The sequence below is a fragment of the Actinomadura fulvescens genome, assembly GCF_039533225.1.
Taxonomy (GTDB): domain Bacteria; phylum Actinomycetota; class Actinomycetes; order Streptosporangiales; family Streptosporangiaceae; genus Spirillospora; species Spirillospora fulvescens.
In genome coordinates this window covers 317,406-344,281 of record NZ_BAAATD010000005.1, presented here as the reverse complement: position 1 = coordinate 344,281, position 26,876 = coordinate 317,406, and the positions used below count along the sequence as shown (strand labels likewise).

The 26,876-nt window shown below is 69.6% G+C and carries 28 protein-coding genes; 16 read left to right on the top strand and 12 right to left on the bottom strand.

Translation table 11 applies throughout. The features are described 5' to 3' along the window. Positions 1-228 precede the first annotated feature (228 nt). Together ABD333_RS20695 and ABD333_RS20690 are read right to left on the bottom strand one after the other, a co-directional pair. On the bottom strand, positions 229-2,709 hold the full coding sequence (locus ABD333_RS20695) for a YhgE/Pip family protein (RefSeq protein ID WP_344543237.1): 2,481 nt from the start codon (positions 2,707-2,709) through the stop codon (positions 229-231). Further along, positions 2,709-3,353, bottom strand: a complete 645-nt coding sequence (locus tag ABD333_RS20690) for an ATP-binding cassette domain-containing protein (RefSeq protein ID WP_344543235.1) — start codon at positions 3,351-3,353, stop codon at positions 2,709-2,711. Before ABD333_RS20690 ends, ABD333_RS20695 begins: the two co-directional genes overlap by 1 nt. A 122-nt stretch (positions 3,354-3,475) precedes the next feature. On the opposite strand from ABD333_RS20690, the gene ABD333_RS20685 reads away from it, so the two are divergent. Continuing rightward, positions 3,476-4,024 carry a hypothetical protein gene (locus ABD333_RS20685; RefSeq protein WP_344543233.1) on the top strand — a complete coding sequence of 183 codons (549 nt, stop codon included), beginning with the start codon at positions 3,476-3,478 and terminating at the stop codon, positions 4,022-4,024. Positions 4,025-4,084: 60 nt separating this feature from the next. Here the strand turns inward: ABD333_RS20685 and ABD333_RS20680 are convergent, their stop codons facing one another. Next, positions 4,085-4,345, bottom strand: a complete 261-nt coding sequence (locus tag ABD333_RS20680; RefSeq protein WP_344543231.1) for a putative acetyltransferase — start codon at positions 4,343-4,345, stop codon at positions 4,085-4,087. 113 nt (positions 4,346-4,458) lie between these two features. Between ABD333_RS20680 and fdxA the strand changes: the two genes are divergently transcribed. From fdxA to ABD333_RS20645, 7 genes are all read left to right on the top strand, one after another. Continuing rightward, positions 4,459-4,785: a ferredoxin gene (fdxA, locus tag ABD333_RS20675; protein WP_131759039.1), complete on the top strand. Its 327-nt coding sequence runs from the start codon at positions 4,459-4,461 to the stop codon at positions 4,783-4,785. 143 nt (positions 4,786-4,928) lie between these two features. Next, positions 4,929-6,014, top strand: coding sequence for a succinyldiaminopimelate transaminase (dapC, locus tag ABD333_RS20670; RefSeq protein ID WP_344543229.1), 1,086 nt, complete (start codon positions 4,929-4,931; stop codon positions 6,012-6,014). 125 nt (positions 6,015-6,139) lie between these two features. Further along, complete coding sequence (locus ABD333_RS20665) at positions 6,140-6,763, top strand: DUF4178 domain-containing protein (RefSeq protein ID WP_344543227.1); 624 nt, start codon at positions 6,140-6,142, stop codon at positions 6,761-6,763. 4 nt (positions 6,764-6,767) lie between these two features. After that, the gene (locus tag ABD333_RS20660) at positions 6,768-7,259 is read left to right on the top strand and encodes a DUF2617 family protein (RefSeq protein WP_344543225.1); all 492 of its coding nucleotides are present in this window, start codon (positions 6,768-6,770) and stop codon (positions 7,257-7,259) included. Further along, positions 7,256-7,756 carry a DUF4247 domain-containing protein gene (locus tag ABD333_RS20655; RefSeq protein WP_344543224.1) on the top strand — a complete coding sequence of 167 codons (501 nt, stop codon included), beginning with the start codon at positions 7,256-7,258 and terminating at the stop codon, positions 7,754-7,756. The genes ABD333_RS20660 and ABD333_RS20655 overlap by 4 nt, the downstream gene beginning before the upstream one ends. A gap of 10 nt (positions 7,757-7,766) precedes the next feature. Beyond that, positions 7,767-8,192, top strand: coding sequence for a DUF350 domain-containing protein (locus ABD333_RS20650; protein ID WP_344543222.1), 426 nt, complete (start codon positions 7,767-7,769; stop codon positions 8,190-8,192). Positions 8,193-8,268: 76 nt separating this feature from the next. Then, the gene (locus tag ABD333_RS20645; RefSeq protein ID WP_344543220.1) at positions 8,269-9,825 is read left to right on the top strand and encodes a polyamine aminopropyltransferase; all 1,557 of its coding nucleotides are present in this window, start codon (positions 8,269-8,271) and stop codon (positions 9,823-9,825) included. 11 nt (positions 9,826-9,836) lie between these two features. On the opposite strand, the gene ABD333_RS20640 is transcribed toward ABD333_RS20645, so the two are convergent. Together ABD333_RS20640 and ABD333_RS20635 are read right to left on the bottom strand one after the other, a co-directional pair. Further along, positions 9,837-10,022 (bottom strand): hypothetical protein, encoded by a 186-nt coding sequence (locus ABD333_RS20640; RefSeq protein ID WP_344543218.1) that lies wholly within the window; start codon positions 10,020-10,022, stop codon positions 9,837-9,839. Between the two features lie 14 nt (positions 10,023-10,036). Further along, on the bottom strand, positions 10,037-10,738 hold the full coding sequence (locus ABD333_RS20635; RefSeq protein ID WP_344543217.1) for a MerR family transcriptional regulator: 702 nt from the start codon (positions 10,736-10,738) through the stop codon (positions 10,037-10,039). A 74-nt stretch (positions 10,739-10,812) separates the two neighbouring features. Here ABD333_RS20635 and ABD333_RS20630 point away from each other — a divergent pair, with 74 nt between their 5' ends. From ABD333_RS20630 to ABD333_RS20615, 4 genes are all read left to right on the top strand, one after another. Next, positions 10,813-11,955 carry an acyl-CoA dehydrogenase family protein gene (locus ABD333_RS20630; protein ID WP_344543216.1) on the top strand — a complete coding sequence of 381 codons (1,143 nt, stop codon included), beginning with the start codon at positions 10,813-10,815 and terminating at the stop codon, positions 11,953-11,955. 186 nt (positions 11,956-12,141) lie between these two features. Beyond that, entirely contained in the window at positions 12,142-12,309 is a 168-nt protein-coding gene (locus ABD333_RS20625) for a hypothetical protein (RefSeq protein ID WP_344543215.1), read from the top strand. Next, positions 12,306-12,611: a hypothetical protein gene (locus tag ABD333_RS20620; RefSeq protein ID WP_344543213.1), complete on the top strand. Its 306-nt coding sequence runs from the start codon at positions 12,306-12,308 to the stop codon at positions 12,609-12,611. The genes ABD333_RS20625 and ABD333_RS20620 overlap by 4 nt, the downstream gene beginning before the upstream one ends. 585 nt (positions 12,612-13,196) lie before the next feature. Next, on the top strand, positions 13,197-14,258 hold the full coding sequence (locus ABD333_RS20615; protein ID WP_344543212.1) for a fatty acid desaturase family protein: 1,062 nt from the start codon (positions 13,197-13,199) through the stop codon (positions 14,256-14,258). A 27-nt stretch (positions 14,259-14,285) separates the two neighbouring features. Here ABD333_RS20615 and ABD333_RS20610 read toward each other — a convergent pair whose 3' ends face one another. The 6 genes from ABD333_RS20610 to ABD333_RS20585 all read right to left on the bottom strand — a co-directional run bounded on the left by ABD333_RS20610 (position 14,286) and on the right by ABD333_RS20585 (position 19,272). Next, entirely contained in the window at positions 14,286-14,774 is a 489-nt protein-coding gene (locus ABD333_RS20610) for a DUF6328 family protein (protein WP_344543210.1), read from the bottom strand. Then, positions 14,764-15,753: a lysylphosphatidylglycerol synthase transmembrane domain-containing protein gene (locus ABD333_RS20605; protein WP_344543208.1), complete on the bottom strand. Its 990-nt coding sequence runs from the start codon at positions 15,751-15,753 to the stop codon at positions 14,764-14,766. Before ABD333_RS20605 ends, ABD333_RS20610 begins: the two co-directional genes overlap by 11 nt. Before the next feature lie 205 nt (positions 15,754-15,958). After that, a complete protein-coding gene (locus ABD333_RS20600; RefSeq protein ID WP_344543207.1) occupies positions 15,959-16,534 on the bottom strand; it encodes a hypothetical protein in 576 nt (191 codons plus the stop codon). Positions 16,535-16,670: 136 nt separating this feature from the next. After that, positions 16,671-17,639, bottom strand: a complete 969-nt coding sequence (locus tag ABD333_RS20595; protein WP_344543205.1) for a YihY/virulence factor BrkB family protein — start codon at positions 17,637-17,639, stop codon at positions 16,671-16,673. A gap of 85 nt (positions 17,640-17,724) precedes the next feature. Next, complete coding sequence (locus ABD333_RS20590; RefSeq protein WP_344543203.1) at positions 17,725-18,042, bottom strand: LapA family protein; 318 nt, start codon at positions 18,040-18,042, stop codon at positions 17,725-17,727. Positions 18,043-18,354: 312 nt separating this feature from the next. Next, on the bottom strand, positions 18,355-19,272 hold the full coding sequence (locus tag ABD333_RS20585; protein ID WP_344543202.1) for a LysR family transcriptional regulator: 918 nt from the start codon (positions 19,270-19,272) through the stop codon (positions 18,355-18,357). 196 nt (positions 19,273-19,468) lie between these two features. On the opposite strand from ABD333_RS20585, the gene ABD333_RS20580 reads away from it, so the two are divergent. Continuing rightward, entirely contained in the window at positions 19,469-19,780 is a 312-nt protein-coding gene (locus tag ABD333_RS20580) for a UBP-type zinc finger domain-containing protein (RefSeq protein WP_344543200.1), read from the top strand. 158 nt (positions 19,781-19,938) lie between these two features. Here the strand turns inward: ABD333_RS20580 and ABD333_RS20575 are convergent, their stop codons facing one another. Further along, the gene (locus ABD333_RS20575; RefSeq protein ID WP_344543199.1) at positions 19,939-22,728 is read right to left on the bottom strand and encodes an AfsR/SARP family transcriptional regulator; all 2,790 of its coding nucleotides are present in this window, start codon (positions 22,726-22,728) and stop codon (positions 19,939-19,941) included. A 91-nt stretch (positions 22,729-22,819) separates the two neighbouring features. Here ABD333_RS20575 and ABD333_RS20570 point away from each other — a divergent pair, with 91 nt between their 5' ends. The 3 genes from ABD333_RS20570 (at position 22,820) to ABD333_RS20560 (ending at position 26,825) form a co-directional block, all read left to right on the top strand. Further along, positions 22,820-24,385: an MFS transporter gene (locus ABD333_RS20570; protein ID WP_344543197.1), complete on the top strand. Its 1,566-nt coding sequence runs from the start codon at positions 22,820-22,822 to the stop codon at positions 24,383-24,385. A gap of 245 nt (positions 24,386-24,630) precedes the next feature. After that, entirely contained in the window at positions 24,631-25,905 is a 1,275-nt protein-coding gene (locus tag ABD333_RS20565; protein WP_344543196.1) for an alpha/beta hydrolase, read from the top strand. 107 nt (positions 25,906-26,012) lie between these two features. Then, the gene (locus ABD333_RS20560; RefSeq protein ID WP_344543194.1) at positions 26,013-26,825 is read left to right on the top strand and encodes a hypothetical protein; all 813 of its coding nucleotides are present in this window, start codon (positions 26,013-26,015) and stop codon (positions 26,823-26,825) included. The last annotated feature ends 51 nt before the right edge of the window (positions 26,826-26,876 follow it).

The following is a 26,876-nucleotide window of genomic DNA, read 5'->3' as shown; positions in this document are numbered from 1 at the left end:
CCCGTTTCCGGCTCAGGTCCGTTGCTGGCTCAGCCCCGTTGCTGGCCGAGCCCGTTGCCAGCTAAGCCTGATCCGGCTCAGCCAGTTCCCGGCTCAGCCAGTTCCCGGCTCAGCCAGTTCCTGGCCAAGCCCGTTGTTGGCCGAGCCGTTCCGGCTAGAGCCTGTCGTCCGCTAAGCCTGGCCTGGCTCAGGCCGTTGCTGGCTGAGCCCGTTCTCGGCTAAGGCCCGTCATAGTTCCAGTTCGGGTTTGAGCCTCGCCATCGTCCAGCGGCGCTGTGCTCGGATGACGACGACCAGTAGGACCAGCGCGACTGCCAGGTAGGCTGCCAGGATGCCCGCGTCGCGCCATACGTGGGACGGCTGGCCACCGGATATCGTCGCGCGCAACGGAGCCACGAGATAGGTCATCGGGATGACGTCGTGGATGGCGCGGAACGGCTGGGGCAGGGTTTCCACCGGATAGAGACCACCGCATGACACCAACTGCAGGATCAGCAGGGCGAGCGCCAATGCGTCCCCTACCGCGCCGAACGCCAGGCGTAGCACGTGCACGATCGCGCTGAAGCACGCTACGCCGAGCGCCATCAGGCCCACGGTCGCGCCCGCGTTCACCGGTCTCAGACCGAGTCCGAACGTGAGCACGGCGAAGAGCACGAGCGCCGCGAGCAGCCCCATGAACACCACGGGCAGCCAGGCGGCGAAGGCGACCGTGGCCGCGCTGACGCGGCTCGCCAGAATGCGGCCGGACACCGGGCGCAGCAGCAGGAACGCGACGATCCCGAAGACCCACAGCGCGATCGCGATGAAGAACGGCGCTAGGCCGCGACCGTACTTCCCGGCGGGATGGGCGTTGGTCGTCGTGACGTCCACCGGCTGCGCCAGAGTCCTGGCGAACGGCTCCTGGTCGTCCGGGTCGATGACGGGGACCTGCCCTTCGGCGGATTCGAGGCCGGAGGCGAGCTCGTGCGCCCCGGACTTGAGCCGTGTGTTGCCCTCGTCGAGAGCGCGGGCCCCGGAGAGGAGCTCGCCGCTGCCCTGGTTCAGCTCGTTCGCGCCGTCGAGCAGCTCGGCCTCGCCCTGGTCCAGCGCGGTCGCTCCCGTCAGCGCCGCGCCGATGCCGTCGTCGAGTTCGTTCATGCCGGTGGCCGCCGCGGCGGCGCCCTTGTCGAGCGCGGTCGCCCCGGCCAGCGCGGCCCCGGCGCCCTGGTCGACGGCACGGGCTCCGGCGGCGACCTTGGCACCGCCCCGGTCGAGCGCCTTCAGCCCGGCGACCGCTTTGCCGAGTTCGTGCCGCAGGGCCGGGACCTTCTTCCTGAACGTGCGGGCCTCACCGGCGACCGTCCGGGTGACCGCGTTGATCCGCGCCGCCTTCCTGGCGATCTTCTGGGCACGTGCGGCGATGTCGTCGGCGAGCTTGAGGATGGCCGTCCAGACGGGATCGCGCTTGAGCCGCGGATGTTTGTCCTCAAGCCGGTGCAACCGGCTCACGAGGGTCGCGTCCGCGCGTTCGGCGCCCTTGACCACCGCGGTGTGGCCGGGCTCCCACCTGATCACTGGGAACGCCGCGGCCAGCGCCTTCAGCCTGCGCGCGATCGTGCCGTCGAGCCTCGTGATCGACTTCCGCAGCTCGGCGAACTGCGGGCTCCGCCCGATCAGGGGATACTTCCGGACGATCGAGTGCAGCCAGGCGTCGATGGACGTGGTGATCGCCGCGATCCGGGCCGAGAGGGAGGCGGCGATCCCCGTCAGGTCGGCGGCGTTGCCGGAGAGGGCGACCGCGGCGTTCGCCAGCCGGGGCAGCGCTGCCGACAAGCCTTCCGCGACCGGCACGGCCTCCGTGGTCAGCCGGTGGACGCCCTGGGACAGCTGGGCCGCGCCGGGCGAAAGCTCGGCGGTGCCGGCCTTGAGCTTGCCGAGCCCTGCGACGAGTTCGTCGGTGCCGGTCTTGGCCTTGCCCAGGCCTTCGGCGAGCGCCGAGCTGCCGGTTTTGGCGCTGCCTAGCCCTGCGACGAGCTCGCCAGTGCCGTCCTTGGCCGTGGCGATACCGGATGCCAGGGCGGCGGTACCCTCCTGCGCTGCACCGAGACCTTGTACGAGCTGGCCACTGCCGTCCTTGGCCTGGCCGAGACCGTCGTCGAGCTCCCTCGCACCTCCGGCCGCCTTGTCCAGACCGTCGTGCAACTGGCCCAGCTTGGCGAACGCCGTCTGGAAGTACACGGCCACGGCGGCGGCCGCGACCTGGCGTTCCAGTTCCGACTGCACGGTCTTGGCCATGATCCCGACGAGGAAGTTGTTGGCGTCGTCCAGGCGGATCTCCATCGCGGCCTGCCGCGGAGTGCCGGTCGCGCCGCTGGCGAGCTTGGCGCTGAAGTCGCCCGGCACCGTGATCACCGCGTAGTAGCGGCCCTCCTTGAGCCCGTCGGCCGCCTCCCGCCCGCCGGTGAAGTGCCAGCCGAGCAGCGGTTCCTTCCTGAGCTGCGCGACGAGATCACCACCGGCGTCCACCGTGCGGCCCTCGACCCGTACGGGCCGGTCATCGTTCACCACGGCCACCGGGACGCGGTCGAGCCTGCCGTACGGATCCCAGTTGGACCACAGGTAGATCCCGCCGTACAGCAGCGGCACGACCAGCAGGAACGCCAGCCCCGCCCGCTGGATGGGCGTCCGGAAGCGAAGCAGCTCATACGCGGCGAGCCGGAGAGCGCGCATCAGTTCCCCCCGAGGGACACGTGGACGTCCGCGAGGCCCTCGGCCGGGGAGGGTTCCGTGGTGGTCGCGAGGACGGTCACCCCGGTGTCGGCCGCGCGGCGGACGGCCTTCCACAGCTCCTGCTGGTCGGCGCCGTCGGCCCCGTCGTCGAGGTCGTCCAGCACCAGCACCTCGGGCCGCTCCATGAGGGCCAGGGCGAGCGCGAGGCGGGTGGCGTCGGCGGGGTGGAGGTCACCGACGAGCTCCTTGGCTGGCAGGTCGGCGCGGATGGCCTCGCAGGCTTGCCCGAACGCGTCGGACGACCCGGGGCCGCCGCTCGTGAGCCGCCGTTCCCGGACGTGGTCGCGTACGCGCAGCTCGGGTTCCAGCTCGGCGGCGCCGGTGAGCCGCGCCACCGCCGCCTTCGCGCGTACCTTGGCCGCCGAACGGGGGAGCGGCAGGCCGCAGACGCGCAGCGACCCCGCGGATGGCCGCATCCGGCCCGCGACGGTGAGCAGCAGCGACGTACGGCCGCTGCCGCCCGGGCCCGCCACCGCGACGACGTCGCCGGGACAGGCCAGCAACGTGACGTCCGAATAGATCCATCCGCGGTGCGTGCGCACGCCGAGGTTCTCCGCCTCCACCGCGGCTTCGGCTGGTTCCATATCGACCCCCCAGGACCCTTGTGAAGCGCGGTACGGGTGGCGAAACATGGGGCGAGCGGCGGCGTCCCAGTCATCGCCAAGCCTTTGCCTGGGATTGCCTCAAATCGATCATCGGGGTGGGAATGGGCCGTACCTCCGCGGAACCCGTGCTGCGCCTGCGACCGCGGTGGCGCAGCCCGGTCATCGTGTTCCCAGCGCTGGCGGCGGGGCCCGCACTGCTGCTCGCCGGCGTCGTGGAGCCCTCGGCCACCGCGTTGTTCAGCGGGTTCGCCGCCACGGCCGTAGCGGCCCGCAACCTGGTGATCCTGCGCCGAGGCGTCACCGAGGCATGGCCCGACGGCCTGACCAACCGCCTCGCCGGGCGGCAGGCCGAGGTCGCCTGGGAAGGGGTCGTCCGGCTCGTCGTGGTGCCGACGCTCTTCGGCCGGCTCGTCCAGGCGGAGGAACGCGACGGCGCGCGGATCAGCCTTGCCGCGCCGCGTTCGGGCCTGGTCATGCACAGCCCGGGCTTCGGCGAACGGCTGGACGAGCTCACGCGCATGCCCGGTGGCGGCCGCGCCCCGGTGCCGGTGCACACCCCGGCGCTCGGCCGCATCGTGGTGGCCTACCTGGTGCAGACCACACTGGCCCTGGCCTTCGTAGGCGCCGTAATCGTGGCCCTACTCACCTAACGTCCGCACTCACCGGACGTCCGGGCTCGGTTGATGGACGGGCTTAGCTGGTGGCCTTGCTTAGCTGGCGGCTGGGCCTCGGGGGCGGCGGGGTGGTGGGGCGGGGGGTACGACCTTGCCCGCTACGACGATCTCTTCGGGCACTTCGACGAGCTCGCCGGTACGGCGGCGGACCAGGAGCGTACCGCCGGACCAGGATTCGAGGACGCCCACCACGTCGCTGTACTCTCCCGTAGGCAGGCGGCGTCGCAGCGAGACCCGCTGACCGACGTCTGCTACTGAGATCGAGACGACCAGCCGGGCGGCGAAACGGCCAGACATGTGAGGACCCCCATGTCGAATCGACTGAGCCGTGATGGCAATACTATTCACAGCGAGCTTGCGGTGAGCCGTGGCCAACGGCGGGGCCGGGAAACCCGAGAGGAGTCACGAACGTGACCTACGTCATTGCGCAGCCCTGTGTGGATCTGCTCGACAAGGCCTGCATCGAAGAGTGCCCGGTCGACTGCATCTACGAGGGTAAGCGTCAGCTCTACATCCACCCGGATGAGTGCGTCGACTGCGGTGCGTGCGAGCCGGTCTGCCCGGTTGAGGCGATCTACTACGAGGACGACGTCCCCGAGCAGTGGAAGGACTTCTACAAGGTCAACGTGGAGTTCTTCGACGACCTGGGCTCCCCGGGCGGCGCCTCGAAGGTCGGCAAGATCGACAAGGACCACCCGATCGTCGCGGCACTGCCCCCGCAGTCCCAGGACGACTGAGCCCCTCGCCGGGGCTGACCGGGTTTGACCGACGTCCCACCGGCTCGGGACCGAGGAGCAGTTGCGTAACCTCAAGGCCGTGACCTCGTGGATGATGGGGTCACGGCCTTGAGTCGTCGGGGCCCGTGTGAGGAGGAGTGGGTTTGTTCACGCTGCCGGACTTCCCGTGGGATCGGCTGGAGCCGTACAAGGAGCTGGCCGGCCGCCATTCGGACGGCGTCGTCGACCTGTCGGTCGGCACCCCGGTCGACCCGACTCCCGAGCCGATCCGCGCGGCCCTGGCCGCCGCCGCGAACGCGCCCGGCTACCCCATGACCTACGGCCGCCCCGAGCTGCGCGAGTCGATCGCGGGCTGGCTGCGCCGCCGCGTCGGCGTGACCGGCGCCGACCCGGCGGCGGTGCTGCCCGTGATCGGCACCAAGGAGCTGGTGGCGTGGCTCCCGACCCTGCTCGGCGCGGGTGCGGGCGACCAGGTGGTCTTTCCCGAGCTGGCGTACCCGACCTACGACGTCGGCGCCCGGCTGGCCGGGGCCGAGCCGGTCGCCACCGACGGCCTGCTGTCGCTCGGCCCGGCCGCGCCCACGATCGTCTGGGTGAACTCGCCCTCCAACCCGACCGGCAAGGTCCTGCCCGTCGAGCACCTGCGCAAGGTGGTCGCCTGGGCGCGCGAGCGCGGCTCGATCGTCGTGAGCGACGAGTGTTATCTGGAATTCGGCTGGGAGCCCGACCACCCGCCGGTCTCGATCCTGCACCCCGACGTCTGCGAGGGCTCGCACCAGGGCCTGCTGGCCCTCAACTCGCTCTCCAAGCGCTCCAACATGGCCGGCTACCGCGCGGGGTTCGTCGCGGGCGACGCGGCGCTGGTCAAGCGGCTGCTGGAGGTGCGCAAGCACGCCGGGATGATCGTCCCCGCGCCGATCCAGGCCGCGATGATCGCCGCGTTCGACGACGACGCGCACGTGGACGAGCAGCGCGAACGCTACGCCCGGCGCCGTGCCGTGCTGCGCGCGGCGTTCGAGGGGCACGGCTTCCGCATCGACCATTCGGAGGCCTCGCTCTACCTGTGGGCCACGCGTGGCGAGGCCTGCTGGGACACCGTCTCCTACCTGGCCGAACGCGGCATTCTCGTCGGCCCCGGCGAGTTCTACGGAGCCGGTGGAGCGCGGCACGTCCGCATCGCGTTCACCGCCACCGACGAGCGCGTGGCCGAGGCCGCCGCCCGCCTCTGACCGCTTGTTGATCACTCTGCCGGATCCGGCCGCGACGCACAGTTGGACATCGGCATGTCCATAAGCGCGGGATGTCGGTAAGATCCGCTGGTCCATGGCGTTTTGGAAGCGATGACGGAGGTCGCGTGAGCGGAGCGGTCGTGCCGGCCCTGCTGGCCCTCATTCTGGTCGCGCTGGTCGTGATCATCGTTGTCCTGCTGCGCCGGCGTGCAGGCGCCACCGGCGGCGCCGCGGGGCGGGCCGCCGAGCCCGCCGTGCCGCGCGATCCGTTCGCCGCCGAGGACGAGGTCGGCGGCGACCCGCGCACGATCAAGGCCGGGGACATGATCGAGTACCTCGGCGCGCGCTACTTCGTGCGCGGCTCGCTGCGCCTGCGCGAGGGCGGCTTCACCTGGAGCGAACACCTCCTCGACGCCGACACCGCCGACCAGAAGGTCTGGATCTCCGTGGAGGAGGACCCCGACCTGGAGGTCGTGTGGTGGACCGGACACGAGATCGGTGAGCTGACGCCCGACCGCAAGACCCTGGTCCTGGACGGCGTCGAATACCGGCGCGACGAGCACGGCACCGCCGACTACGGCAGCGAGGGCACCACCGGCGTGGGTGAGAGCGGCCGGGTCGAGTACGTCGACTACGAAGGCCCCGGCGGGCGCTACCTGTCGTTCGAGCGCTACGGCGACGGCCCGTGGGAGCTCGGCACCGGCGAACGTGTGCCCACCGGCACCCTGACCATCTATCCGGGCAGCTGATCCCTTGCTCGCGACCCTCCGTACCGCGTACACCGACACCCGCGCCGACGAGCTGTCGTTCGCGCTCGGCCTCGCCGCGATCGACGCCCTCGCCGTGCTGACGGCCGAACGCGCCGGGCTCACGGTGGAGCTGCGCCTGCTCGGCGCGTCCCACCAGGTGCTCGCCGGGCCGGTGAGCGAGACGGTCGCGTGCCTGCCGGGCCGTCCGGGGCCGCTGCCGGGCCGGGTGAACGAGGCGCTGCCCGGCTGGTCGTACGACTTCGCCTCGTCCACCGTCACCCACGACGCCGACGCGGCGTTCGGCGCCGCCGTCGACGACCTGTGCGCGCGCCTCGCCGAGCGGGACGACGCCCTGACCGGAACCTTCCCCGGCTCCCCCTACGCCGTGACCGCGCTCGCCCTCGAACAGCACGGGCTGGGCTGGCGCACCTGGCACGCCTATCCGCAGACCCGGGAGATCGTCATGACCCGAAGCCGGCTGGTGAGCGAATCGTGAACCGTAAATGGCTGATCGGCGGCGTGGTCGCCGCGGTGATCGGAGCGGTCGTCCTGATCGCCGTCCTCGTCAAGGGCGACGGTGACCCGGCCGGCTGGATCGCCAAGAAGTACAGCCGGGTGAGCCTCGACACCTACCGTTCGTCAAGCAGCCCGCAGAAGGTCGCGTCCGAGATCGCCAAGAAGTTCAAGCCGATCGACCGGGTGGACTCGATCGCGCTGGCGGCGTCCGCCGCCCCGCTGAGCTCCGCGGGCGGCCGCGGCCTTCCCGTGAGCGCCGAGGCGCCGCAGGGCGGCATCTTCCTGCAGTATCCCAAGACGGTCGTCGGCGTCCTGCCCGACGGCGCGGGCACCCGGATCACGATCGACGGCGCCGACGCGGGCTACCGGCGCTACCACTCGTACGTCGGCACCCACTGGACGAGCCCCGGCACCAGGGGCTGGAACCGCAACGGCACCGCATCCTTCCGCGGCGGCGGACCCGGATCAGGCAAGTGAGGAGCTTCGGATGAACGACGTCCTGGAGGAGGCCGGGGCCACGCTGGCGTACGGCGCGCTCGGCATCGCCCTGATGGCCCTGGGCTACTTGGTCGTGGAGGTGACCACGCCGGGCAGGCTCGGCCACCAGATCTGGAACGAGGGCAACCGCGGCGCGGCGCTGCTGCTGTCGGCCAAGCTGCTCGGTGTCGGCGCGATCGTCACCACCGCGATCGTGACGAGCGACGACGACCTCGGGCAGGGTCTGATCGACACGACGGTCTTCGGGCTGCTCGGCATCGTGCTGATGGTCATCGCGTTCTACCTGCTCGACCTGAGCACGCCCGGCAAGCTGGGCGCGACCCTGGTCGAGGGCACGGCGATCCACCCGGCCGGATGGGTCGTCGCCGCCGCCGACGTCGCGGTGGCCGCGATCGTCGCGGGCGCCGTTTCCTGAACTCCGGGGACCGCGCGGGACCGCGCCGGGGGAAGGTCTTTGACGCCCGCGAGACCGCGCCGGGGGGAGGTCCTTGATGCACGAGACCACACTGCGGGTGCCCGCGCGCGCCGCCAGGGCACTGGTCCTGGCGGCGGTCTTCGCGTGCGCCGCCTGCGGCCTGGTGTACGAGCTGGCGCTGGTGGCGCTCGGCAGCTACCTGGTCGGCAACTCGGTCACGCAGGCGTCGATCGTGCTGTCGGTCATGGTCTTCGCGATGGGCGTCGGCTCGCTGGCCGCCAAGCCGCTGCAGAGCCGGCCCGTCGCCGCGTTCGCCATCGTGGAGGCGGCGCTGGCTCTGCTGGGCGGCCTCTCGGTTCTCGCGCTGTACGCGGCGTTCGCCTGGCTCAACCTCTACGTCCCCGCGCTCGTCGTGGTCGCGTTCCTCGTCGGCGCTCTGATCGGCGCGGAGATCCCGCTCCTGATGACGCTCCTCCAGCGCATCCGGCGGCAGGACGCGGGCAGCGCGGTGGCCGACCTGTTCGCCGCCGACTACGTGGGCGCGCTGATCGGCGGCCTGGCCTTCCCGTTCGTCCTCCTCCCCGCGTTCGGGCACATCAAGGGCGCGCTCCTGGTCGGCGTGGTGAACGCGGTCGCGGGCATGGCCGTCGTCCTGTGGCTCTTCCGCCGCCAGGTCGGCCGCGCCGCCCGTACCGGCCTGTGGACGGGCATGGCCGCCGTCCTGCTGGTCCTCGGCGGCACCTACGTGCTGGCCGACGGCTTCGAGGTCTCCGCCCGCCAGGCGCTCTACCGCGACCCGATCACCCTCTCCAAACGGACGCCCTACCAGGAGATCGTCCTCACCCGCAGACTCGGACTCTCGGGAAGGCCCGACCTGCGTCTCTTCCTGAACGGCGACCTGCAGTTCTCGTCCGTGGACGAATACCGCTACCACGAGAGCCTCGTTCACCCGGCCCTCTCCGCCGCCCGCGGCAAGGTGCTCATCCTGGGCGGCGGCGACGGCCTGGCCCTGCGCGAGGTGCTGCGCTACAAGGACGTCCGCAGCGCGACCCTGGTGGAGCTGGACCCGGAGATGATCCGCCTGGCCCGCACCCACCGGGAGATCGCCGATCTCAACCAGCGGGCCTTCGACGACCCGAGGGTCCGCACCGTCACCGCCGACGCGTTCTCCTGGCTCCGCGGCCGGACCGAACGCTACGACTCGATCATCGTCGACATGCCCGACCCCGACGACGTCGCCACCGCGAAGCTCTACTCCGTCGAGTTCTACGGCCTGGTCAAGCGCATCCTCGCTCCCCACGGCCGCATGGTGGTCCAGTCAGGTTCGCCGTACTTCGCGCCCAAGTCGTTCTGGTGCATCGAGAAGACCATCCGCGAGGCCGGCTTCGCCACGAACCCCTACCACGTGGACGTGCCGAGCTTTGGCGACTGGGGCTACGTGATGGCCCAGGCGGGAGCCGAACCCGAGCTCAAGCTCGCCGCCGACACCCCCGACCTACGCTTTCTCGACGCCGACGTGCTCCGCGCCGCCACGGTCTTCGGTAAGGACCTCCGCCACCGCGACGTGGACGTCAACACCCTGATCCACCCTCGCCTGGTCGACTACGAAGGCGGCGAGTGGCGCAACTCGTAAGACCGTACTCGTCACCAGAGCCGTCTGGCCTCGGCCTGTGGGGGAGGCCCGCCCCAGGGCGGCGACATGCCCGGCGGAGGCAGCGGCCTTTCCTCTTCCTGGCCGGCTCTGTCGCGGCGTGACTGGAAGGTCACAAATCGCAGAGCCTGGTAGCCGAGCATGTAGAGGAGCTGACCAAGGCGAACGTGCCGTTCCATGATGGGATGCTAGATCAATCGTGGGGGACGGTGCGGCGGATGGCCTTGTCGACGGCGCGCTGGAACGAGGTGACCAGTGACTGGATCATCAGGGGTTTGAGCTTGGTGGCCAGTTCGAGGAGCTGCTCGCGTTCGTCGGGGGGACGGCCGCGTTCGCGGTACGGGCGGACCACGGTGTCCTGGAAGACGCTCTGCAGCTCGGCGGCCAGCGCGGTGGTGTAGCGGTCGACGGCCTCGTGCGAGGCGATGAGGGTGTCGAGCGGCATGGGCAGCTCGGCCAGCTCGGCGCTGATGCCGAGGAGCGCGGGACTGACCACGCGTACGCCGTCGGCCGTGGGTTCGATGACGCCGAGCGCCTCCAGGCGTTTGAGGGCATCGTCGTCCAGGTGGCGACCCGCACGGCGGTCGAGTTCGTGACGGTCGAGCTCCTCCGGCCGCTCCGGTGCCCACGGGGAAAGGAGAGCCCGCTGGAGGGCCAGGTCTTCCGGCGGGGCGTCCAGGGGGATCTTTTCGAGGTGCTTCTCGATCGCCGCGAGCGTGAGCCCGAGGGACTGGAGCTCGCGGACGAGCTCCAGCCGTGCCAGGTGATCGGCACCGTAAAGACCGGTCCGGCCGCGCAGCCGAGGAGGCGGGAGCAGGCCCCGGCCGGCATAGAAGCGGACGGTGCGGACGCTGACCCCGGCGCGGGCGGCCAGTTCGTCGACGGTGAGCTCCATCGCACCCCCTCCCTTATGTGACAGTGCCAGTGTTACATTATCTCTGTATCAGGGGTTACTTACCAGGGAGCGACATGGCGCGCGAGATCTTTACCGAGGAGCACGAGGCCTTCCGCGACATGGTGCGGTCCTTCATCGCGAAGGAGATCGAGCCGTACCACGCGCAGTGGGAGAAGGACGAGATCGTCTCCAGGGACGTGTGGCTCGCGGCCGGACGCCAGGGCCTGCTGGGCATCGAGATGCCCGAGGAGTACGGGGGCGGCGGTAACGACGACTACCGCTACTACACGATCTTCAACGAGGAACTGGCCCGCGCCATGGCCAGCGGCCCCGGCTTCGCCGTGCACAACGACGTCGTGGGCGGCTACCTCGTCCAGCTCCTCAACGACGAGCAGAAGGCCCGCTGGCTGCCCGGCTACTGCTCCGGCGAGCTGATCACCGCCATCGCGATGACCGAGCCCGCCGCGGGGTCCGACCTGCAGGGCATGAAGACCACGGCGGTCAAGGAGGGGGACGACTACGTCCTGAACGGCTCCAAGACGTTCATCACCAACGGCATCCTGTCCGACCTGGTGATCGTGGCCGCCAAGACCGACGCCTCCGCCGGCGCCCACGGCGTCAGCCTCCTCATGGTCGAACGCGGCATGGAGGGCTTCGAGCGCGGCCGCAACCTCGACAAGGTCGGCATGCACGCCCAGGACACCGCCGAGCTCTTCTTCGACAACGTCCGCGTCCCCGCGCGCAACCTCCTCGGCGAGGAGGGCATGGGCTTCATCTACCTGATGCAGAACCTCGCCCGCGAACGCCTGTGCATCGCGGTCTCCGCCGTCTCCGGCGCCGAGCAGGCCTTCGAGACGACCCTCGAATACTGCAAGACCCGCGAGGCGTTCGGCCGCCCGATCGGCAAGTTCCAGCACAACCGCTTCACCCTCGCCGAAATGAAGACCGAGATCACCGTCAGCCGCGCCTTCGTCGACCAGTGCATCGCCAAAGAGGTCAAGGGCGAGCTCGGCGCCGAAGAGGCCTCGATGGCCAAGTACTGGACCACCGAGATGCTCAAGACGGTCGTGGACCGCTGCGTCCAACTCCACGGCGGCTACGGCTACATGAACGAGTACCCGATCGCCAAGGCCTACCAGGACGTCCGCATCCAGACCATCTTCGGCGGCACCACCGAAATCATGAAAGAAATCATCGGCCGCGGCCTCGGCATCTAACCCGACCCGCACCTTTATCCGGCTCGTACCGTGTGTGTAGGCGTTGCCACTTTACCCTCGCTACATCTACACATTTCGCTATTTGATCTCGATGAGATGAGAACTGCCAAAGGTTGGCGCTGCCCGCGCTTGAGGAGACCTCCGGGCGGGCCGGGTGATCGCATAGGGGGCAATGGCAGCTCGACGATGGGCGTATCCGCGCCACCACCCGCCTTTCGCCGGGACAAACCCCTGCGGTCGGGCTACGTCCTGGAGTACGTGGGCGACCTTCCGGTGGCGGTGGTCGAGGCCAGGCGCTGGCGCAAGGGCGCCGCTGGGCGCCTGGAGCACACGGCTGGCCGGATGGGGAGGTGACCCGTGCCAAGCTCGCGGAGTTGAAGGAGTGCGGAGGAGCCTGCCTGCCCGTACATGGCAACGATCTGCGCGTGTTCGCCGCGCTGCGGACCCTGTTGTCCGAGGCCGATACCGACCTCGAGGCGTGGCTGCGTTCCCGCAGGCCGGCGAGTGCGACCGACCTGCTCGGTGCGCTGTTCGCGGATGTCATGACCGAACCAGCCACCGCCGTACGAGCCGAGCCAGAGCCAGCCGCCGAACCGCGGGACCACAGTCCGGCACCGGATCTGCGAATCCTGCTCGGACTGATCTCGGCACTGTGACGGCGGGCTCATTGAATCACCGAGAGCGGCGGTCGTTATCAGCCCTTGTGATGGAGTTTGCTCGTACTGCTCATGTCCATTTGTCTGCGGACGGCATTTACTGGCTTGTGGATTGTCGCCAACGGTGCGATCGCCATGTATGACGCACAGTGGTGTGCCAGCGGAGGTAGCAGTGCGTATCGGCTCGATAGTGCTTGTGGTGTGGTTGGTTATTGGCGCGATAGCGGCGGGGCAGCGTCACTATTTCAGTGACTCGGACGCGGACTGCTCGAACCTGGCCACGATTGCGGTCACCATTGTCGCTGGTCCGCTCAACTACGTCGGAGTGGATCCGAAGATCTCCTGTGAGACGCCGCAGCCCAGTAAATAGGGTGTGATCGCGGGGAACCGGATGGCCAGGGTCGTCCTTTCGGGTTGTGTCGGGGAACCGCGTTATCGGGTCCGGTGATGGGACTTGCTCATGTTGCCGGTTTCCGCGGGTTCATGAAGGGGCTTGGCTGGGAAGTGGTCGGCCGCCATGGTCGCGGCCCCTCGGACCACGCGGAGGTCGGAACATTGAGCAGCGCTGCAACCGAGACAGGACGCATGACCGCCCGGCACCCGAGGGCGGGCGCCGGGCAGGCCAGATCTTCTGGCCGTGGCAGCGATTACGCGGTGCTGTCACGCAGGGTGAAGCAGGCCGGGCTCCTGGATCGGCGCCCCGGTTACTACTCGTTCAAGATCGGGGTGAATCTGCTTCTGCTGGCCGCAGGATGGGCCGCGTTCGCGCTGATCGGGCGGTCGTGGTGGCAGCTGCTGGTCGCGGTGTTCCTGGCGGTGATGTTCACGCAGACCGCGTTCCTGGGCCATGACGCCGGGCATCAGCAGATCTCCAGATCGAAGCGTGCCAACGTCTTGCTGGGCCGTTTGCACGGCAATCTGCTGGTGGGACTCGCGTATGGCTGGTGGGTCTCCAAGCACAACCGCCACCACGCCCACCCCAACCAGGTAGACCGCGATCCCGACATCGCCGATGGCGCGCTCGCCTTCACACCGTCTCAGGCCGGCGCCCGTCGCGGGCCCGCCGCCTGGGTGGCACGCCACCAGGCCTGGTTCTTCTTCCCGATGTTGCTCTTGGAGGCCGTCAACCTCCATGTGGCCAGCGTGCGATCGCTCTTCGGCCGGACTGGCGGCAACCCCGCGGCCAGGGTGGCGGAGGCGGGCCTGCTGGCCGCTCATCTCGTCGCTTATGCCGGCGCCCTGCTGTGGGTGCTGTCCCCCGTTCAGGCGGTGTGTTTCGCGGTCGTTCAGCAAGGGCTGTTCGGGCTGTACATGGGGTGTTCGTTCGCTCCCAACCACAAGGGAATGCCCATCTTCACCGAGGAAGATGAGATCGACTATCTGCGCAGGCAGGTGCTGACCGCCCGTAACGTTCGCGGCGGGCGCCTTGCCGCGTGCGTCTTCGGTGGGCTCAATTATCAGATCGAGCACCATCTGTTCCCGTCGATGCCGCGGCCCAATCTGCGCCATGCCCAAGTGCTCATCCGCGCCCATTGTTCGCTGCACGGCATCGAATACTGTGAGACCGGCGTTCTCAACTCCTACGCCGAGGTGCTCCGGCATCTCCACCGCGTCGGCGGACCCCTGCGCCCCGAACTCGAGTACTGACCGATCGCGGGCGGCTCGCGCTGACGGTCAGGTGTTCCGGGCGCGCAGGATGATGGGTTCGAGGAACCACAGCCAGGTGGCGAGGCCAGTGGTGGCGGCGGCGGTGATGAGAGGCAGTGGTCCGGCGAACAGGTAGTCGATGACCATGAGGGTGGCGGCGTTCATCGAGACGGCCAGCGCGAGGGTGCCGATCATGCCGTACAGGTTCGCCCGCTGGACGAGCGGTTCCTTGAGTCCCTGGCGGAACAGGATGCGGTGCTGGGCGACGGGGGCGATGAAGAACATCGAGGCGACCGCGGCAGAGGTCAGCGCGACGTAGAACAGGGTGCGGTCGGCTGCGGCGACCTTGGCGAATCCGGGCGAGAACGGGACGGTGAGCAGGAAGGCGAACAGCACCTGGACGCCGGTGACGGCGACCCGGAAGCCCTGCAGGAGTTCGACGAAGTTGCGGTCGGCGCGCTCGCCCGGGGTCTCGGCGGGCGAGGCGGTGCGTGCGGGATCTTGGTCAACGCTCATCACTGAGCTCCTTGGTGGTGCGGATCTGGCTGCTGCGCCAGGTGAGGTAGGCGGCGGCGCCGAGCGGGATCGGCAGCAGGTAGGTGATGGCCCGGAACAGCAGTACGGCGGCGGTGACCTTGGTGATGGTGGGGCCGTCCAGGCCGATGGCCAGGTAGCCGGTGAGGCTGAGCTCGATGACGCCCACGCCGCCGGGGGTGATCGGCAGGGCTGACAGCAACCGGGCGAAAGCGAAGGCTGCCAGAGCCGTCGGCCAGGGTACCTGGGCCTGGGTGACGCCGCTCGCGTACAGGCAGGTGAGCAGGACCAGCGCCATGGACAGGTGGGCTGTGACGGTGGCGAGCACGATCCGTACGCCACGTTCGGCCAGCAGCGCGCGGGCTCGCTGGTGGAAGTCGGTGAGTGCAGGGGCCAGTTGCCGAGGAGCGGGCCGGTGCATCCGGCGGAGCACGATGGTCAGCAGTCGCTGCAGATGATGCAGGGCGCGGCTGGTGTCGGTATGCAGGACGATGAAGAGTGCGGTCGCACCGAGGCACAGCAGGGCCAGGCCGGTGACGGCGGCGGCGGTGAGGCCGGTGTTGGATTCGCCGACCAGGGTGAGGATGACCAGCGCCACGATCGGCAGGAGGAGTTTGGCGCAGTTGTTGAGGGTTCCGGACAGCAGCGTGTAGAGCACGTACTGCCTGGTGCTGATACCCCAGCTGGACAGCATCGCCCAGCTGACGCCCAAGGCGACGGCTTCCCCGGCGGGAAGGGTGTTGGCCGCCGCGGTGGGGCCGAGGTTGAGCATCGCCGCCTGACGCAATCGCAGCGACGGCAGGATGGTCACGATCATGACCCAGGAGGCGGCCAGGTTGGCCGCTCCGACACAGGCCACCAGGATGGTGCGCGGCCAGGGCATGGCCCTCAGGTCCGCCCAGATGCCCTGGTAGGAGGCGAGTCGCGGCATCAGGAAGCCGAAGACCGCGACAATGACCACGATCGACAACAGCGACCACAGACGCTTGCGGCCCCGCCCTGGCCCCGGCGGGATCGGCCGGCGTCCGCTCGTGGATTCGTCCGGGGGACGGCGAGGATTCCTGGCGCCAAGGACACCGTTCAGACGCGGACGAACGGTGTGGAACGGTGCCGTGGAGGGCGCAGGACGTGAGGTGAACCGGCCGCGGTGCGGGGAGCGGACGCGGTCACCATGGCTCCCACGGCTCGTCCTCAAGGTCGTCCCATGTCGCGGGCCGGCCGGCCGAAGGGCGTCGGCAGGTGGACGTTTGCGGGAGTGAGTGCTGACGTACGGCTGCCCTGGGCCGGTGGCTCGGGCGGCCGGAGATGTGTGGTGGCGGGGTGTCGGCGGCCGGTTCGTCCAAGCGTGGTTTGAGCTGCCGGTAGCGTTCCTCGGCTTGGTCGGCGGTCAGGCCGAGGATGGCGACGATCTGCTGCCAGTCCATGCCGGAGGCCTGCGCGGTATTCAGCAGTCGCGCCTCGGTCTGGTCCAGGTCCAGGCGGGCCGCGCCCAGGACCACCAGGGCGGCGGCCACCGCCATCGGCTCGGGCGGATCACCGGCGCCTGACTGCGTGCGGGCCGACGCGGTGTTGACCGCGTCGATGGCGTCCAGATCCGGTAGCGGATGCTCGATGATCTCCCACAACACCGCGTCGACGCCGCTGGCGAATCGAGGTGTCAGATAGTCCCTGGCAGCGCGCACCATCCGCGGTTGCGGAGCAGGCATGCACAAGTGGACGTCCTCATCGGTGAACACACTCATGGAATCACTCCTGCGGGTGCGGGGCCGAGGTGGACCGGCCACCTCTCAGTCAAGGTCACCGGACAGATCGGGGAAACCGGGAATCCACGCAAGGCCCATCTGCGGAACCGATCACCTGACGCAAGGGACCGACCGGTCAGTCGTCGGGAGGGTTGAAGTCGACGTCGATGTTCTCGAAGCCCTTGTGGCGTTCGGTCTCGGCGTACGAGGTGTAGGCGGCCTGGTCGGCAGGGGTGAGGTGGACGCTGTCGGTGAAGGGGGTGAGCAGACTGCGCGGCCACAGACGCCGGGTGTGGACGATGTGGGCTTCGGCGCAGGCGACGAAGGTGAGGGCGCCCAGATAGATCCAGGCGAGCAGGCCGAGCACGATCCCGAAGAGCCCGTAGGTGGCGGTGGCGCCTTGCAGGGCGTGGGCGAGCAGGAACGCGCCTGCCCACTGCAGCGTCTGCCAGATCAGCGCGGCGGCGATCGCGGCACCACGGACCTGGGCGGTGGTGAGGGGATGGGCGGTCAGTATCCGGTAGGCGGCGGTGAACAGGACGATGTTGATGGCGATCGCGACGGCGATCGCCGCGATCCGGACGCCGCTGCCGTAGGGGCCCGCGGTCGCGGTCACCGCTGACAACGCTGTGGTCGCCAGGATCGCGGTGCCGCCGACCGCGAGGAGCAGCAGGCTGCGCAGGCGTGCCGCGATCGGGTTGGGACGGGCGTTGCGCGGCACTCCCCACATCTTGTTCAGCGCGTTCTGCGTGGCCTGGACCACGCCCAGCCCGCCGTAGAGGCTGCCGGCGATGCCGAAGATCAGGCCGGGCACGCTGCCGTGCAGGGAGTGGATGTTGGCGCCGATCTGGTCGCCGATCACGGGGAACTGGGCCAGTGCCGAATCCAGTACCCGCTGCTGCAGTTCGGGATCGTTCTGCAGGGCGAAGCCGAGGACGGTGACCAGCAGCAGCAACAACGGGAACAGCGAAACGAACCCGTAGTAGGTGATCAACGCGGTGAGGTAGCCGGCCTGGTCGTCGCCGAACTTGTAGATCACCGCGATCGGCTGGCCGGCCCATCGATGCCGCTGCTGGAACCGGTCCATCGCGCCGACCACACCCATCCCGGCCCCTTCGCCTGAGAGTCTTCCGCCAGGGCGTGTCTCAAAATCAGCCGCCCGCCACGCGACGCCCACTTTGACACACAGGCTAGCTCTGGACGCTGCCGGGCGGCCGGGGTCGTGCCTGCCGGGCGGCCCGTTGCCGGGCGAGGTGCCGGAGCTGGAGGATCCGTCCGGTCCCGGGGATCGCGACGATCAGCACCCCGGCGATCGCGGCGAGCAGCAGTGCGATGCCCAGCGGCAGGTCGGCGTTCGAGCCGAGGAAGGAGACCTGGACGTCGTCCCCGTTCTGCAACACGAAGATCATGAGTAGCAGGAGCACGAACGCGGCGGCGAGCAGGGCCACCCACCAGCCGCCGATCCGGGACCGCCGTACGGGCGGCCACGACCGCCGACCGCCGACCACCGCGGGTGTGTCGGGTCGGGTGGGGCCATCCGCGCCCGGCGGTCGAACCGTCCGGTCTTCTTGGTTTGAGTTCATGTCTTTCCACTTCGTTCACGCCGAGCCGGGCGTGTACCGCCGTCGGCCCATCACGCTCGTTCACTCACAGTCAAACCCCTTGCCGCCTTCGGGGAAACGCTCGATCCGACAACGGCCCATCACGGCAACCGATCGCCACGCAAGCCCCCGGCCGCTGCGACATCGATACCGAGGATCGCGGCCGCTGCGTGCTCGCCGCCTTCGGTGTCGTTGCCATGGTGCTGTCGTGACGGTGGGTCATCGTTCGGCGGCGGCGGCGGCGGTGGTGAGCCAGCCGAGCCGGTGCGACATGGCCTGTGCGCAGGTGACGATCGCTTTTACGTGCGGGGACTCGTCTCCAGCGCGCCAGAGCACCGACCACGGGTAGCTGGCGGTCGGGTCTGTGAGGGGACGCCAGATGGTGCCTGGGAGAGCGGAGATGCAGGACGAGGGAACGCAGTACAGGCAGCGTCCTTGGGCGACGAGGTCGGCGGCGGCACGGATGCTTTCGACGGTCCCCTCGTAGACGGTGGGGGTGAACCCGGCGGTCCGGCACAGTTCGATGGTGAACTGGTTGAACTCCGGCGCCTTCATCTCTTCGGCGAGCAGCAGCGGCTCCTGCGCGAGGGTGGCGACCGGGACGGCCGACATCGCGGCGAACCGGTGTCCTCGGGGGACCAGGACGCCGAGCGGGTCGTGGCGGAGCAGGTGTGAGGCGACCTGGGGCGGGGCGAGGGCGGCCCGCCCGATACCGACGTCGAGGCGGCCGTCGATCAGTTGCTGGTACTGATCGGGGACGCCGGCTTCGACTTGGTGGATCACCAGGTCGGGGTAGCGGGCGTGGACTTCGTGGAGGATCTGCGGCATCGAGTCGTAGCTGGCGTCGACGGTGCCGACCCGCAGTGTCGGTGAGGCGCTGGACGCGTTGCGGGCGATGGTCGCGGCCCGTTCGACGTGGGCGAGGATCTGCCGGGCCTCGACAAGGAACAGAGCACCGGCGGCGGTCAGCGCGACGTGGTGGGTGCTCCGGTCGACGAGGCGCACATCCAGTTCCCGCTCCAGCCTTTGGATCTGCTGGCTCAACGCGGACTGGACGATGTGCTCTCGGGCGGAGGCATGCCCGAAATGCAGTTCCTCGGCCAGGGTCACGAAATAGCGAAGCTGGCGGAGCTCCATGCTCGCCACCTCCCGATGCCGCTGTTATGGACGTAGCATACGTGCGCGACGTCCCTTCCCGGTTTCCGGAAGCGGCCGATCGGCTGGACTGATGGCCTTCGCTCAGGTTGGTTGTTTCCCCCGCGAGCGGCATCGTGTTGGCTGAAAGTGATCGGCCGGACTCGTCCGGCGTTTCGATCACGATGAAGGGGGCTCGATGGGCTCCGAGGAAATCAGCGTCATGGACGCTGGAAGATACAGCCCGAACGGCTCCGCCCCACCCTGTGAGCATCTCGACGGTCTGGAGCCGGTCGCTCCCAAGGGCGACTCCTGCCGGGCATGCCTGGCAGGAGCGGGCGGCTGGACGGCGCTGCTGACCTGCCTGAGCTGTGGCTGGGTCGCCTGCTCCGACGATTCGCCCGGCCGGCACGCCAGGGCTCACTACGAGGAAACCGACCACCCGCTGGCACGGGGGCGGAAGCCGGGATCGGCGTGGCGGTGGTGCTACGTCCATAACCGTCGCGTCTGACCTCGCCATCAGATAATCGGCTCGGGCGATAGGCATGGTCGGCGATGATGGTTTCCGACCGGCCGCGCCGCTCTGATTGCCTACCGGCAACGCTCAGTTCTGGCATCGAGGAGTTCGCGCGAAGTGGCCGCTCTGTGCCGGGGCTGGGGCGCCGGTATTCAGGCTGAGCGGGGGCTTTGGTGGAGTTGGGGGATGAGGTTTAGTTCTGCTTGGGCTTCTGCGGTTTGGGTTGAGGAGCGGCTTTTGGCTAGGGCTCGGTTTAGGTGGTGTTTGGCGGTTTCCTGGTCGTCGCGGAGGCGGGCTGCTCGGCCTAGGCCGATCTCGGCGCGGATCTCGCCGCGGGTGTAGGCACGTTCGGCCGAGATGGACAGGGCTCGCTCGTAGAGTTCCGTCGCGCGCTCGGGGTGACCGCTGGACAGGGCCGTCTGGCCGAGCCAGGTCAGGGCTTCGACGACCTCGGTCCACAGACCGAGCTCTTCGGCCGCGAGTAGGCCTTCGCGGTGGAGTCGCTCGGCGCGGGGGTGGTCGCCGTCGAGTTCGGCCACTAGGGCGAGGGCTCTGGTGGCGCGGAGCTGGCCCCAGCGGTCGCCGAGTTCCTGGAACAGCGCGGCGCCCAACTCTGCGTCGCGTCGGTCCGAGGTGTAGCTGGCGTGTTCGACGAGGGCTGCGGCCTCGCCCCAGCGGTCGTGGGCGGCGCGGGCGCCGGTGAGGCTTTTCTCTACTAGGCGACGGCCCTCAAGGCCTTGGCCGCTGCCTATGAACCACTGCAGTCGGGCTCGTAGGACCGGGTTGTCGAGGCCAACCGTCGGGTCTTCGTGGAGGGTTCCGGTTGTGCGCAGTTCTATTCCGGCCAGCCAGGCCTGCGCCTCCAGGCGGGCGGCAGGGGTGGCCTGGCCGTTGGTGTTCAGCGCTGCCTGGATCGACCTGCGGGCCTCGGTGAGCCGGCCGCGCAGGAACCAGTACCAGGTCAGCGCGTTCACCAGGCGCAGCGCGTGCTCGGCGTCAGCTAGGCCGAGGGCTCGGCGGAGGTTGACCGTTTCGGCGTCCAGTTGCTCCAGCCAGCGTCGCTGGTCTGGGCCGCGCAGGCGGTCGTTGGCGTGTTCGGTCAGTTCGGTGTAGCAGCGGACGAACGCCAGACGTACGGCGGATTCCTCACCGGTCTCTGCGAGCCGTTCGGCGCTGTAGGCGGCCACTGATTCGAGCAGGCGGAACCGTTCTGCCTCACGTACCACCAGCGATCGGTCCACCAGCCGGGCCAGCAGGTCGGGCACCCGCTCGGGAGGCAGGTCCGGGCCAGCGCAGACGGTTTCGGCGGACGAGAGCGTGCAGCCGTCGGCATGGACGGCCAACCGGCGGAGGACGGTTTGTTCGTCCGTGGTCAGCAGTTCCCAGCTCCAGTCGAGCATGCTCCTCAGCGTCTGCTGCCGGGCGGGCAGCCCGCGCGCCCGGACGTCGGGCAGGGTGAACCGGTGGTCCAGGCAGGCGGCGAGCTGCTCGGGGCTCAACGTCCGGAGCCGGGAGGCCACGAGTTCGAGTGCCAGCGGGATGCCGTCCAGCCGGCGGCAGATCGCGGAGACGGCCGCCGCGTTGCCCGTGTTGAGGGTGAAGCCGGGTACGGCTGCCGCCGCCCGCTCCACGAACAGCTCGACGGCGCTGGACTGGGCGATCAGATCGGTGTCCTCCGGCAACGCCAGTGGCGGCACCGGGAACACCACTTCGCCCGGGATGTCGAGGGCTTCCTGGCTGGTGACGAGCAGGTGTCCGCCGGGTACGGTCGCCAGGACCGTTCCGGCCAGCGCGGCGACCGCCTCGACCACATGCTCGCAGTTGTCCAGGAGGAGCAGCAGGCGCTTCTCGGCCACCGCTTGGCCGAGCCAGTTGACCAGGTCGTCCATGGTCGGCTCTGTCGCCGCGGTGTCGCACAGTCCCAGCGTCGTGATGACCCGTTCGGCGATGTCGTCCGGAGTCGAGGCGGCGCTCAGGCCGGCCAGCTCCACCAGCCACACCCCGTCGGCGAACCGTTCGGCCATGTCGCGCGCCGCGGCTATCGCCAGCCGTGTCTTCCCGACTCCGCCGAGACCGGTGAGCGTGACCAGCCGGGTGCTGGAATCGGAGTTCAGCCGCGCCCGCACCTGGTCGACCGCCTCCTGCCTCCCGATCAACGGGGTCAGCGGTGTGGGCAGGTTGGTGCGGCACGGCAATCGTCCGGTGGGCGGTGCCAGATGCGGCTCCTGGCGGAGGATCGCCTCGTGCAGGGCGGAGACCAACGGCCCGGGCGACACCCCTAGTTCGTCCGCCAGTTGCCGCCGCAGCTCTTGGAAGCTCTGCAACGCCTCGCTCTGCCGACCGGCCTGATAGAGCGCGCGCATATGGACCATGCGCAGCCGTTCGCGGAGCGGGTGTTGAGCCACGAGTTCGCCTAGCTCCGTGGCCAGCATCGTGTAGTCGCCCAGCGTCAGCCGTACCTCGGCCTGGTCTTCGAGGACCGAGAGCCGCAGCTCCTCCAGGCGGGTGATCTCACTGCGGGCGAACAGGGACTCGGCGACGTCGGCGTAGGCCGGGCCTCGCCACAACGCGAGCGCGTCGGCGAACAGGTCGCCTTTCACCGCGGGTTCGTCGTGGGCGCGGGCGCGCTCGGCCAGTTTCTGGAACCGCAGCGCGTCGACCGCGTCGCCGGCCAGCCGCAGCCGGTAGCCCGCCGGCTCGCGCACCACCTGGTCGCGGCCCAGGACGCGGCGCAGCTGGGAGATCTTGGTCTGCAGCGTGTTGACCGACCCGCCTGGGGGACTGCCCGCCCAGAGGTCCTCGATCAGCCGGTCGGCCGGTACGGGACCGCCCCCGTGGATCAGCAGATCGGCCAGCAGGGCGCGGACCTTCGCTTCGGGTACCTTGACCGGCCGCCCCTCGGCGTCCCAGACGGCCAGCGGGCCGAGTACCCCGTAGCGCATGTGCCGAGTCTATCGCCAGCCAATCATCAGGAAATCGTGCGTGCCGGTAGGCAGAGTGAGCCCGCAGGTCCTCGACGACGCAGGGAGTCCTATGAGCACCACGACCGCACGCAGAGCCGGTCCCCGGGAGTGGGGCGGGCTCGCCGTCCTGTCGTTGCCGACCGTGCTGCTCGGCCTCGACGTCACCGTGCTGTACCTCGCCCTTCCCTCGCTGGCCGAAGACCTGCGCCCGACCGGCACCGAAGCGCTGTGGATCATGGATGCCTACGGCTTCCTGATCGCCGGTTTCCTGATCACCATGGGCACGCTGGGCGACCGCATCGGCCGCCGCAAGCTGCTGATGATCGGGGCCGCCGCCTTCGGCGCCGTGTCGGTGGTGGCCGCCTACTCCACCAGCGCCGAACTGCTCATCGGAGCGCGCGCGGCGCTCGGGATCGCCGGTGCCACGCTGATGCCCTCCACGCTGGCCCTGATCAGCAACATGTTCGCCGACGCGCGCCAGCGCTCGCTGGCGATCGGGGTCTGGGCGACGAGCTTCGCGCTCGGCATGGCCATCGGACCGCTGGTCGGCGGTGCGATGCTGGCGGAATTCTGGTGGGGCTCGGCGTTCCTGCTCGCGGTCCCGGTCGCGATCGTCCTGCTGGTGGCCGCGCCGGTGCTGATCCCCGAATATCGCGCGCCGCAGAGCGGCCGGTTCGACTTCCTCAGCGTCGCGCTGTCGCTGATCGCGATCCTGCCGGTGATCTACGCGGTGAAGCGGTTCGCCAAGGACGGCATCGACGGCCCGACGATCCTCGCCACGGTGGTCGGCCTGGCGTTCGCGGTGCTGTTCGTCCGGCGCCAGGGCAACCTGACGAGCCCGTTGCTGGACGTACGGCTGTTCGCCGATCGCACGTTCAGCGCCGCGCTGAGCATCCTGCTCGTCGGGCTGGTCGGCGTCGGCGGCGTCATGCTGCTGGTCACGCAGCAGCTCCAGCTCGTGGAGGAGCTGTCACCGGTCGAGGCGGGCGTGTGGATGGGGCCGCCCGCGCTGATGATGTTCGTGGCCGCGATCGGGTCACCGCTGGTCGCGCGCCGCGTTCGCCCGGGGATCGTGGTGGGTGTCACGCTGGCGCTGTCCACGGTCGGGTACGTGCTGCTCACCCTGGTGAACGCCACGGGCGGCATCGTCCTGGTCGTCATCGGCTTCGGCCTGGTCTACCTCGGGCTCGGGGCGATCGCGGCGCTGGGCACGGACCTGGTGGTCGGAGCCGCGCCGCCGGAGAAGGCCGGTTCGGCCGCGGCGATGTCGGAGACCGTTCAGGAACTGGGGCTCGCCCTGGGCGTCGCGATCCTGGGCAGCCTGGCCACCGCGGTCTACCGCGGCGACATCGACGACGAGATCCCCGCCGGAACGCCGGACGGTGTGGCCGAAGCGGCGGGCGACAGCCTCGCGGGCGCGTCCTCGGTGGCGAACCGGCTGCCTCCCGGCCTGCTCGACCAGGCCAAGGAAGCGGCCACCTCCGGACTGAACGTCGCGACGCTGGTCGCCGCGATCGGCATCCTGACCCTCTCGTTCCTGTCCGTCGTGGCGCTGCGGCACATCGGCACCATCGGCGACGACGAGCCGGAGGACAGCGAGGCCGTCCCGGTGCAGCACGCCGGGTCGGAGATCTGAACGACGGCTATCGGCGGGCCTCCGCCACCACGTCCAACACCAGTTCGATGAAGGAGCGCAGGGCCGGATGTCGATTGTTGGAGGCCCAGACCAGATAGACCGGCACCGAGGGCGCGTCCCGGGGCAATCGAGTGACAATCGTGATCTGATGTCACGTTTGTTGTCGTTGCGTGCGTATGTGGTGGATGGAACACTAACTCCCTGCACAAGTTTCGTTCCAAGTGGGAGCGGCGGGGCGGGGAGCCGTGAAGAAGCGCATCGAGTGGCCGGTCCTGGGCGGCAGGATGCTCTCGACCGAGAAGAAGATCGCGATCGCCTCGGGTGTCGCGATCGCCGTGACGTTGCCCGGGAGCATGATCGTGCTCGCGCAGACCGGGGTGGGCAGGACCGAGGAGCGTCCCCGGTCGGCCGCCGGCACGCCGGGTCCCTCGTCGATCCCCGGCGACTTCATGCCGGGTCCCGAGTCGATGGGGTCGCCTCCGCCGTCCACCTCGCCCACCCAGAGGCCGCCGGCGAGCAACCCGTTCAGCACGGGCAAGGAGAAGCCGGCGCCGAACGACCCGGACCTGCGCGGCAAGCGCGGTACGAAGCCGCGGATGCCGAAGTCCAAGGGCCTGCCCGGCTTCAAGCCCGCCGACGACGGGGCGAAGATCACCAAGCTGACCAAGGTCGGCACGAACCTCTACGACGTCACCATCGCCACCCCGGCGCTCGGCACCGAGGTGAAGACGCGGGTCCTGTTCCCCAAGTCGTGGAAGTCCAAGGCGACCCGTACCTGGCCCGTGGTCTACGCCTACCACGGTGGCAACAACCGCTACACCTCGTGGACCAACGACTCCAACATCCGGCAGGTCGCCGCGGGCCACGACGTGATGATCGTCATGCCCGAGGGCGGCTGGAACGGCTCGTACACCAACTGGTGGAACGACGGCCGGGGCGGCATCCCGCAGTGGGAGACCTTCCACATCAACGAGGTCATCCCTCTGATGGAGCGCAACTTCCACGCCGGTTCGTCGCGGGCCGCGATCGGCCTGTCGTCCGGTGGGCAGGGCGCCATCACCTATGCCGAGCGCCATCCGGGCATGTTCAAGTTCGCGGCGTCCTACAGCGGCGCGCTCAACATCACCGCGCCCGGCATGCCGACCATCCTGATGTACATGAACCAGACGGCCGGTGACGACATCTGGGGCGACCCGGTGACCGCCCGTGCCAACTGGAGGGCGCACGACGCGACTGTGATGGCGTCCCGGCTCAAGGGCATCGGCGTCTACGTCTCGTCGGGCGACGGCCGCGTCGGCCCGTACGACGACCCCAACATGAAGCCCACGCACGCGGGCCGGTTCGGCGAGCAACTCGCCGGAAGGATGACCGAGAACTTCGTCCGCGCCGCCAGATCCGCCGGAGTCTCGATCACGGCCAACCTCTACGGCCCCGGTACGCACAAGTGGACGTACTGGAAGCGTGAGCTGATCAGGAGCTGGCCCGCCATCACCGCCGCCATCGGCGCGACCAAGTCCTGACCGGCATACGCGGATCGGAGTAGGCGCGAAGCCTCCCGGTGGACGACGCGGCGCGCGTCATGCCGGCTCCACGATGGACCCCGTCCACAAGCGGATGGGGGTTCGGGATGCTGGCTACGGCACAGCGACGGGTGGAGCGGGTCTGTTACGTCCTCGGCGCCGCGCTCATGGTGGCGGGGGTCTTTCACCTGGCGGTGTTCGTGGTGGACGGAGGCCCTTGGGAGGGGCCGGTCTCCTGGCGGAAGCCGGCAACGTTCGGGCTGTCGTTCGGGCTGACGCTCATCGCCGTCACGTGGGTCGCCTCGTACCTGCCGCTCGGCGAACGGCTCCGCGACACGCTGCTGGGCGTCTTCGCGGCCGACTGCCTCGTCGAGGTCGGCGGCATCACGCTGCAGGCCTGGCGCGGCGTGCCCTCGCACCTCAACCGGGAGACGGCGTTCGACTCGGCGGTCTCGACCGTGCTCGCGGCGGGCGGCGGCGTGCTCATCGTCGTCCTCGGCATCATGGCCGTGGCCGCCTTCCGGCCCATCGGCCTGCCCGCCGACCTGGCCACAGGCCGGCCCGTCCCGGCCACCGACCTGCCCGCTCCGGCCGCCGACGTGCCCGCCGACCTGCGGCTGGCGTTGCGCGCCGGGTTCGTGACCCTGATGATCGGGCTGGGCACCGGGGCCGCCATGATCGCCCGGGGCGTGATCGAGGCCAACACCGGCACCCAGGAGACGGCCTACGCCGTCACCGGCTTCCTCAAGCTCGCGCACGGGGTGAGCCTGCACGGCGTGCTGGTCCTGCCCGCGCTCGCCCGGCTCCTCGCGTTCATCGGCTGGAACGAGGCGCGCCGCGTCCGGGCCGTGCGGCTGGCGAGCGGCGCCTACGGCGTGGCCATCGCCGCCGCGCTCGTCTACTCCCTGCTGACCGCCTGAACAATAACTTTCTGCTCATTTTTCGATAAACGGGGATGAATTTCTTTACGT

Bases quoted from the DNA above. Each gene is read 5' to 3' on its own strand.
- ABD333_RS20635 (WP_344543217.1), bottom strand. From the start codon at position 10,738: ATGGAGCTCACCGTCGACGAACTGGCCGCCCGCGCCGGGGTCAGCGTC.
- ABD333_RS20580 (WP_344543200.1), top strand. From the start codon at position 19,469: ATGGGCTCCGAGGAAATCAGCGTCATGGACGCTGGAAGATACAGCCCG.
- ABD333_RS20680 (WP_344543231.1), bottom strand. From the start codon at position 4,345: ATGTCTGGCCGTTTCGCCGCCCGGCTGGTCGTCTCGATCTCAGTAGCA.
- ABD333_RS20690 (WP_344543235.1), bottom strand. From the start codon at position 3,353: ATGGAACCAGCCGAAGCCGCGGTGGAGGCGGAGAACCTCGGCGTGCGC.
- ABD333_RS20570 (WP_344543197.1), top strand. From the start codon at position 22,820: ATGAGCACCACGACCGCACGCAGAGCCGGTCCCCGGGAGTGGGGCGGG.
- ABD333_RS20615 (WP_344543212.1), top strand. From the start codon at position 13,197: ATGACCGCCCGGCACCCGAGGGCGGGCGCCGGGCAGGCCAGATCTTCT.
- ABD333_RS20645 (WP_344543220.1), top strand. From the start codon at position 8,269: ATGCACGAGACCACACTGCGGGTGCCCGCGCGCGCCGCCAGGGCACTG.
- ABD333_RS20625 (WP_344543215.1), top strand. From the start codon at position 12,142: ATGGGCGTATCCGCGCCACCACCCGCCTTTCGCCGGGACAAACCCCTG.
- ABD333_RS20695 (WP_344543237.1), bottom strand. From the start codon at position 2,709: ATGCGCGCTCTCCGGCTCGCCGCGTATGAGCTGCTTCGCTTCCGGACG.
- ABD333_RS20640 (WP_344543218.1), bottom strand. From the start codon at position 10,022: ATGGAACGGCACGTTCGCCTTGGTCAGCTCCTCTACATGCTCGGCTAC.
- ABD333_RS20650 (WP_344543222.1), top strand. From the start codon at position 7,767: ATGAACGACGTCCTGGAGGAGGCCGGGGCCACGCTGGCGTACGGCGCG.
- ABD333_RS20630 (WP_344543216.1), top strand. From the start codon at position 10,813: ATGGCGCGCGAGATCTTTACCGAGGAGCACGAGGCCTTCCGCGACATG.
- ABD333_RS20610 (WP_344543210.1), bottom strand. From the start codon at position 14,774: ATGAGCGTTGACCAAGATCCCGCACGCACCGCCTCGCCCGCCGAGACC.
- ABD333_RS20575 (WP_344543199.1), bottom strand. From the start codon at position 22,728: ATGCGCTACGGGGTACTCGGCCCGCTGGCCGTCTGGGACGCCGAGGGG.
- ABD333_RS20595 (WP_344543205.1), bottom strand. From the start codon at position 17,639: ATGGGTGTGGTCGGCGCGATGGACCGGTTCCAGCAGCGGCATCGATGG.
- ABD333_RS20685 (WP_344543233.1), top strand. From the start codon at position 3,476: ATGGGCCGTACCTCCGCGGAACCCGTGCTGCGCCTGCGACCGCGGTGG.
- ABD333_RS20560 (WP_344543194.1), top strand. From the start codon at position 26,013: ATGCTGGCTACGGCACAGCGACGGGTGGAGCGGGTCTGTTACGTCCTC.
- ABD333_RS20600 (WP_344543207.1), bottom strand. From the start codon at position 16,534: ATGAGTGTGTTCACCGATGAGGACGTCCACTTGTGCATGCCTGCTCCG.
- ABD333_RS20585 (WP_344543202.1), bottom strand. From the start codon at position 19,272: ATGGAGCTCCGCCAGCTTCGCTATTTCGTGACCCTGGCCGAGGAACTG.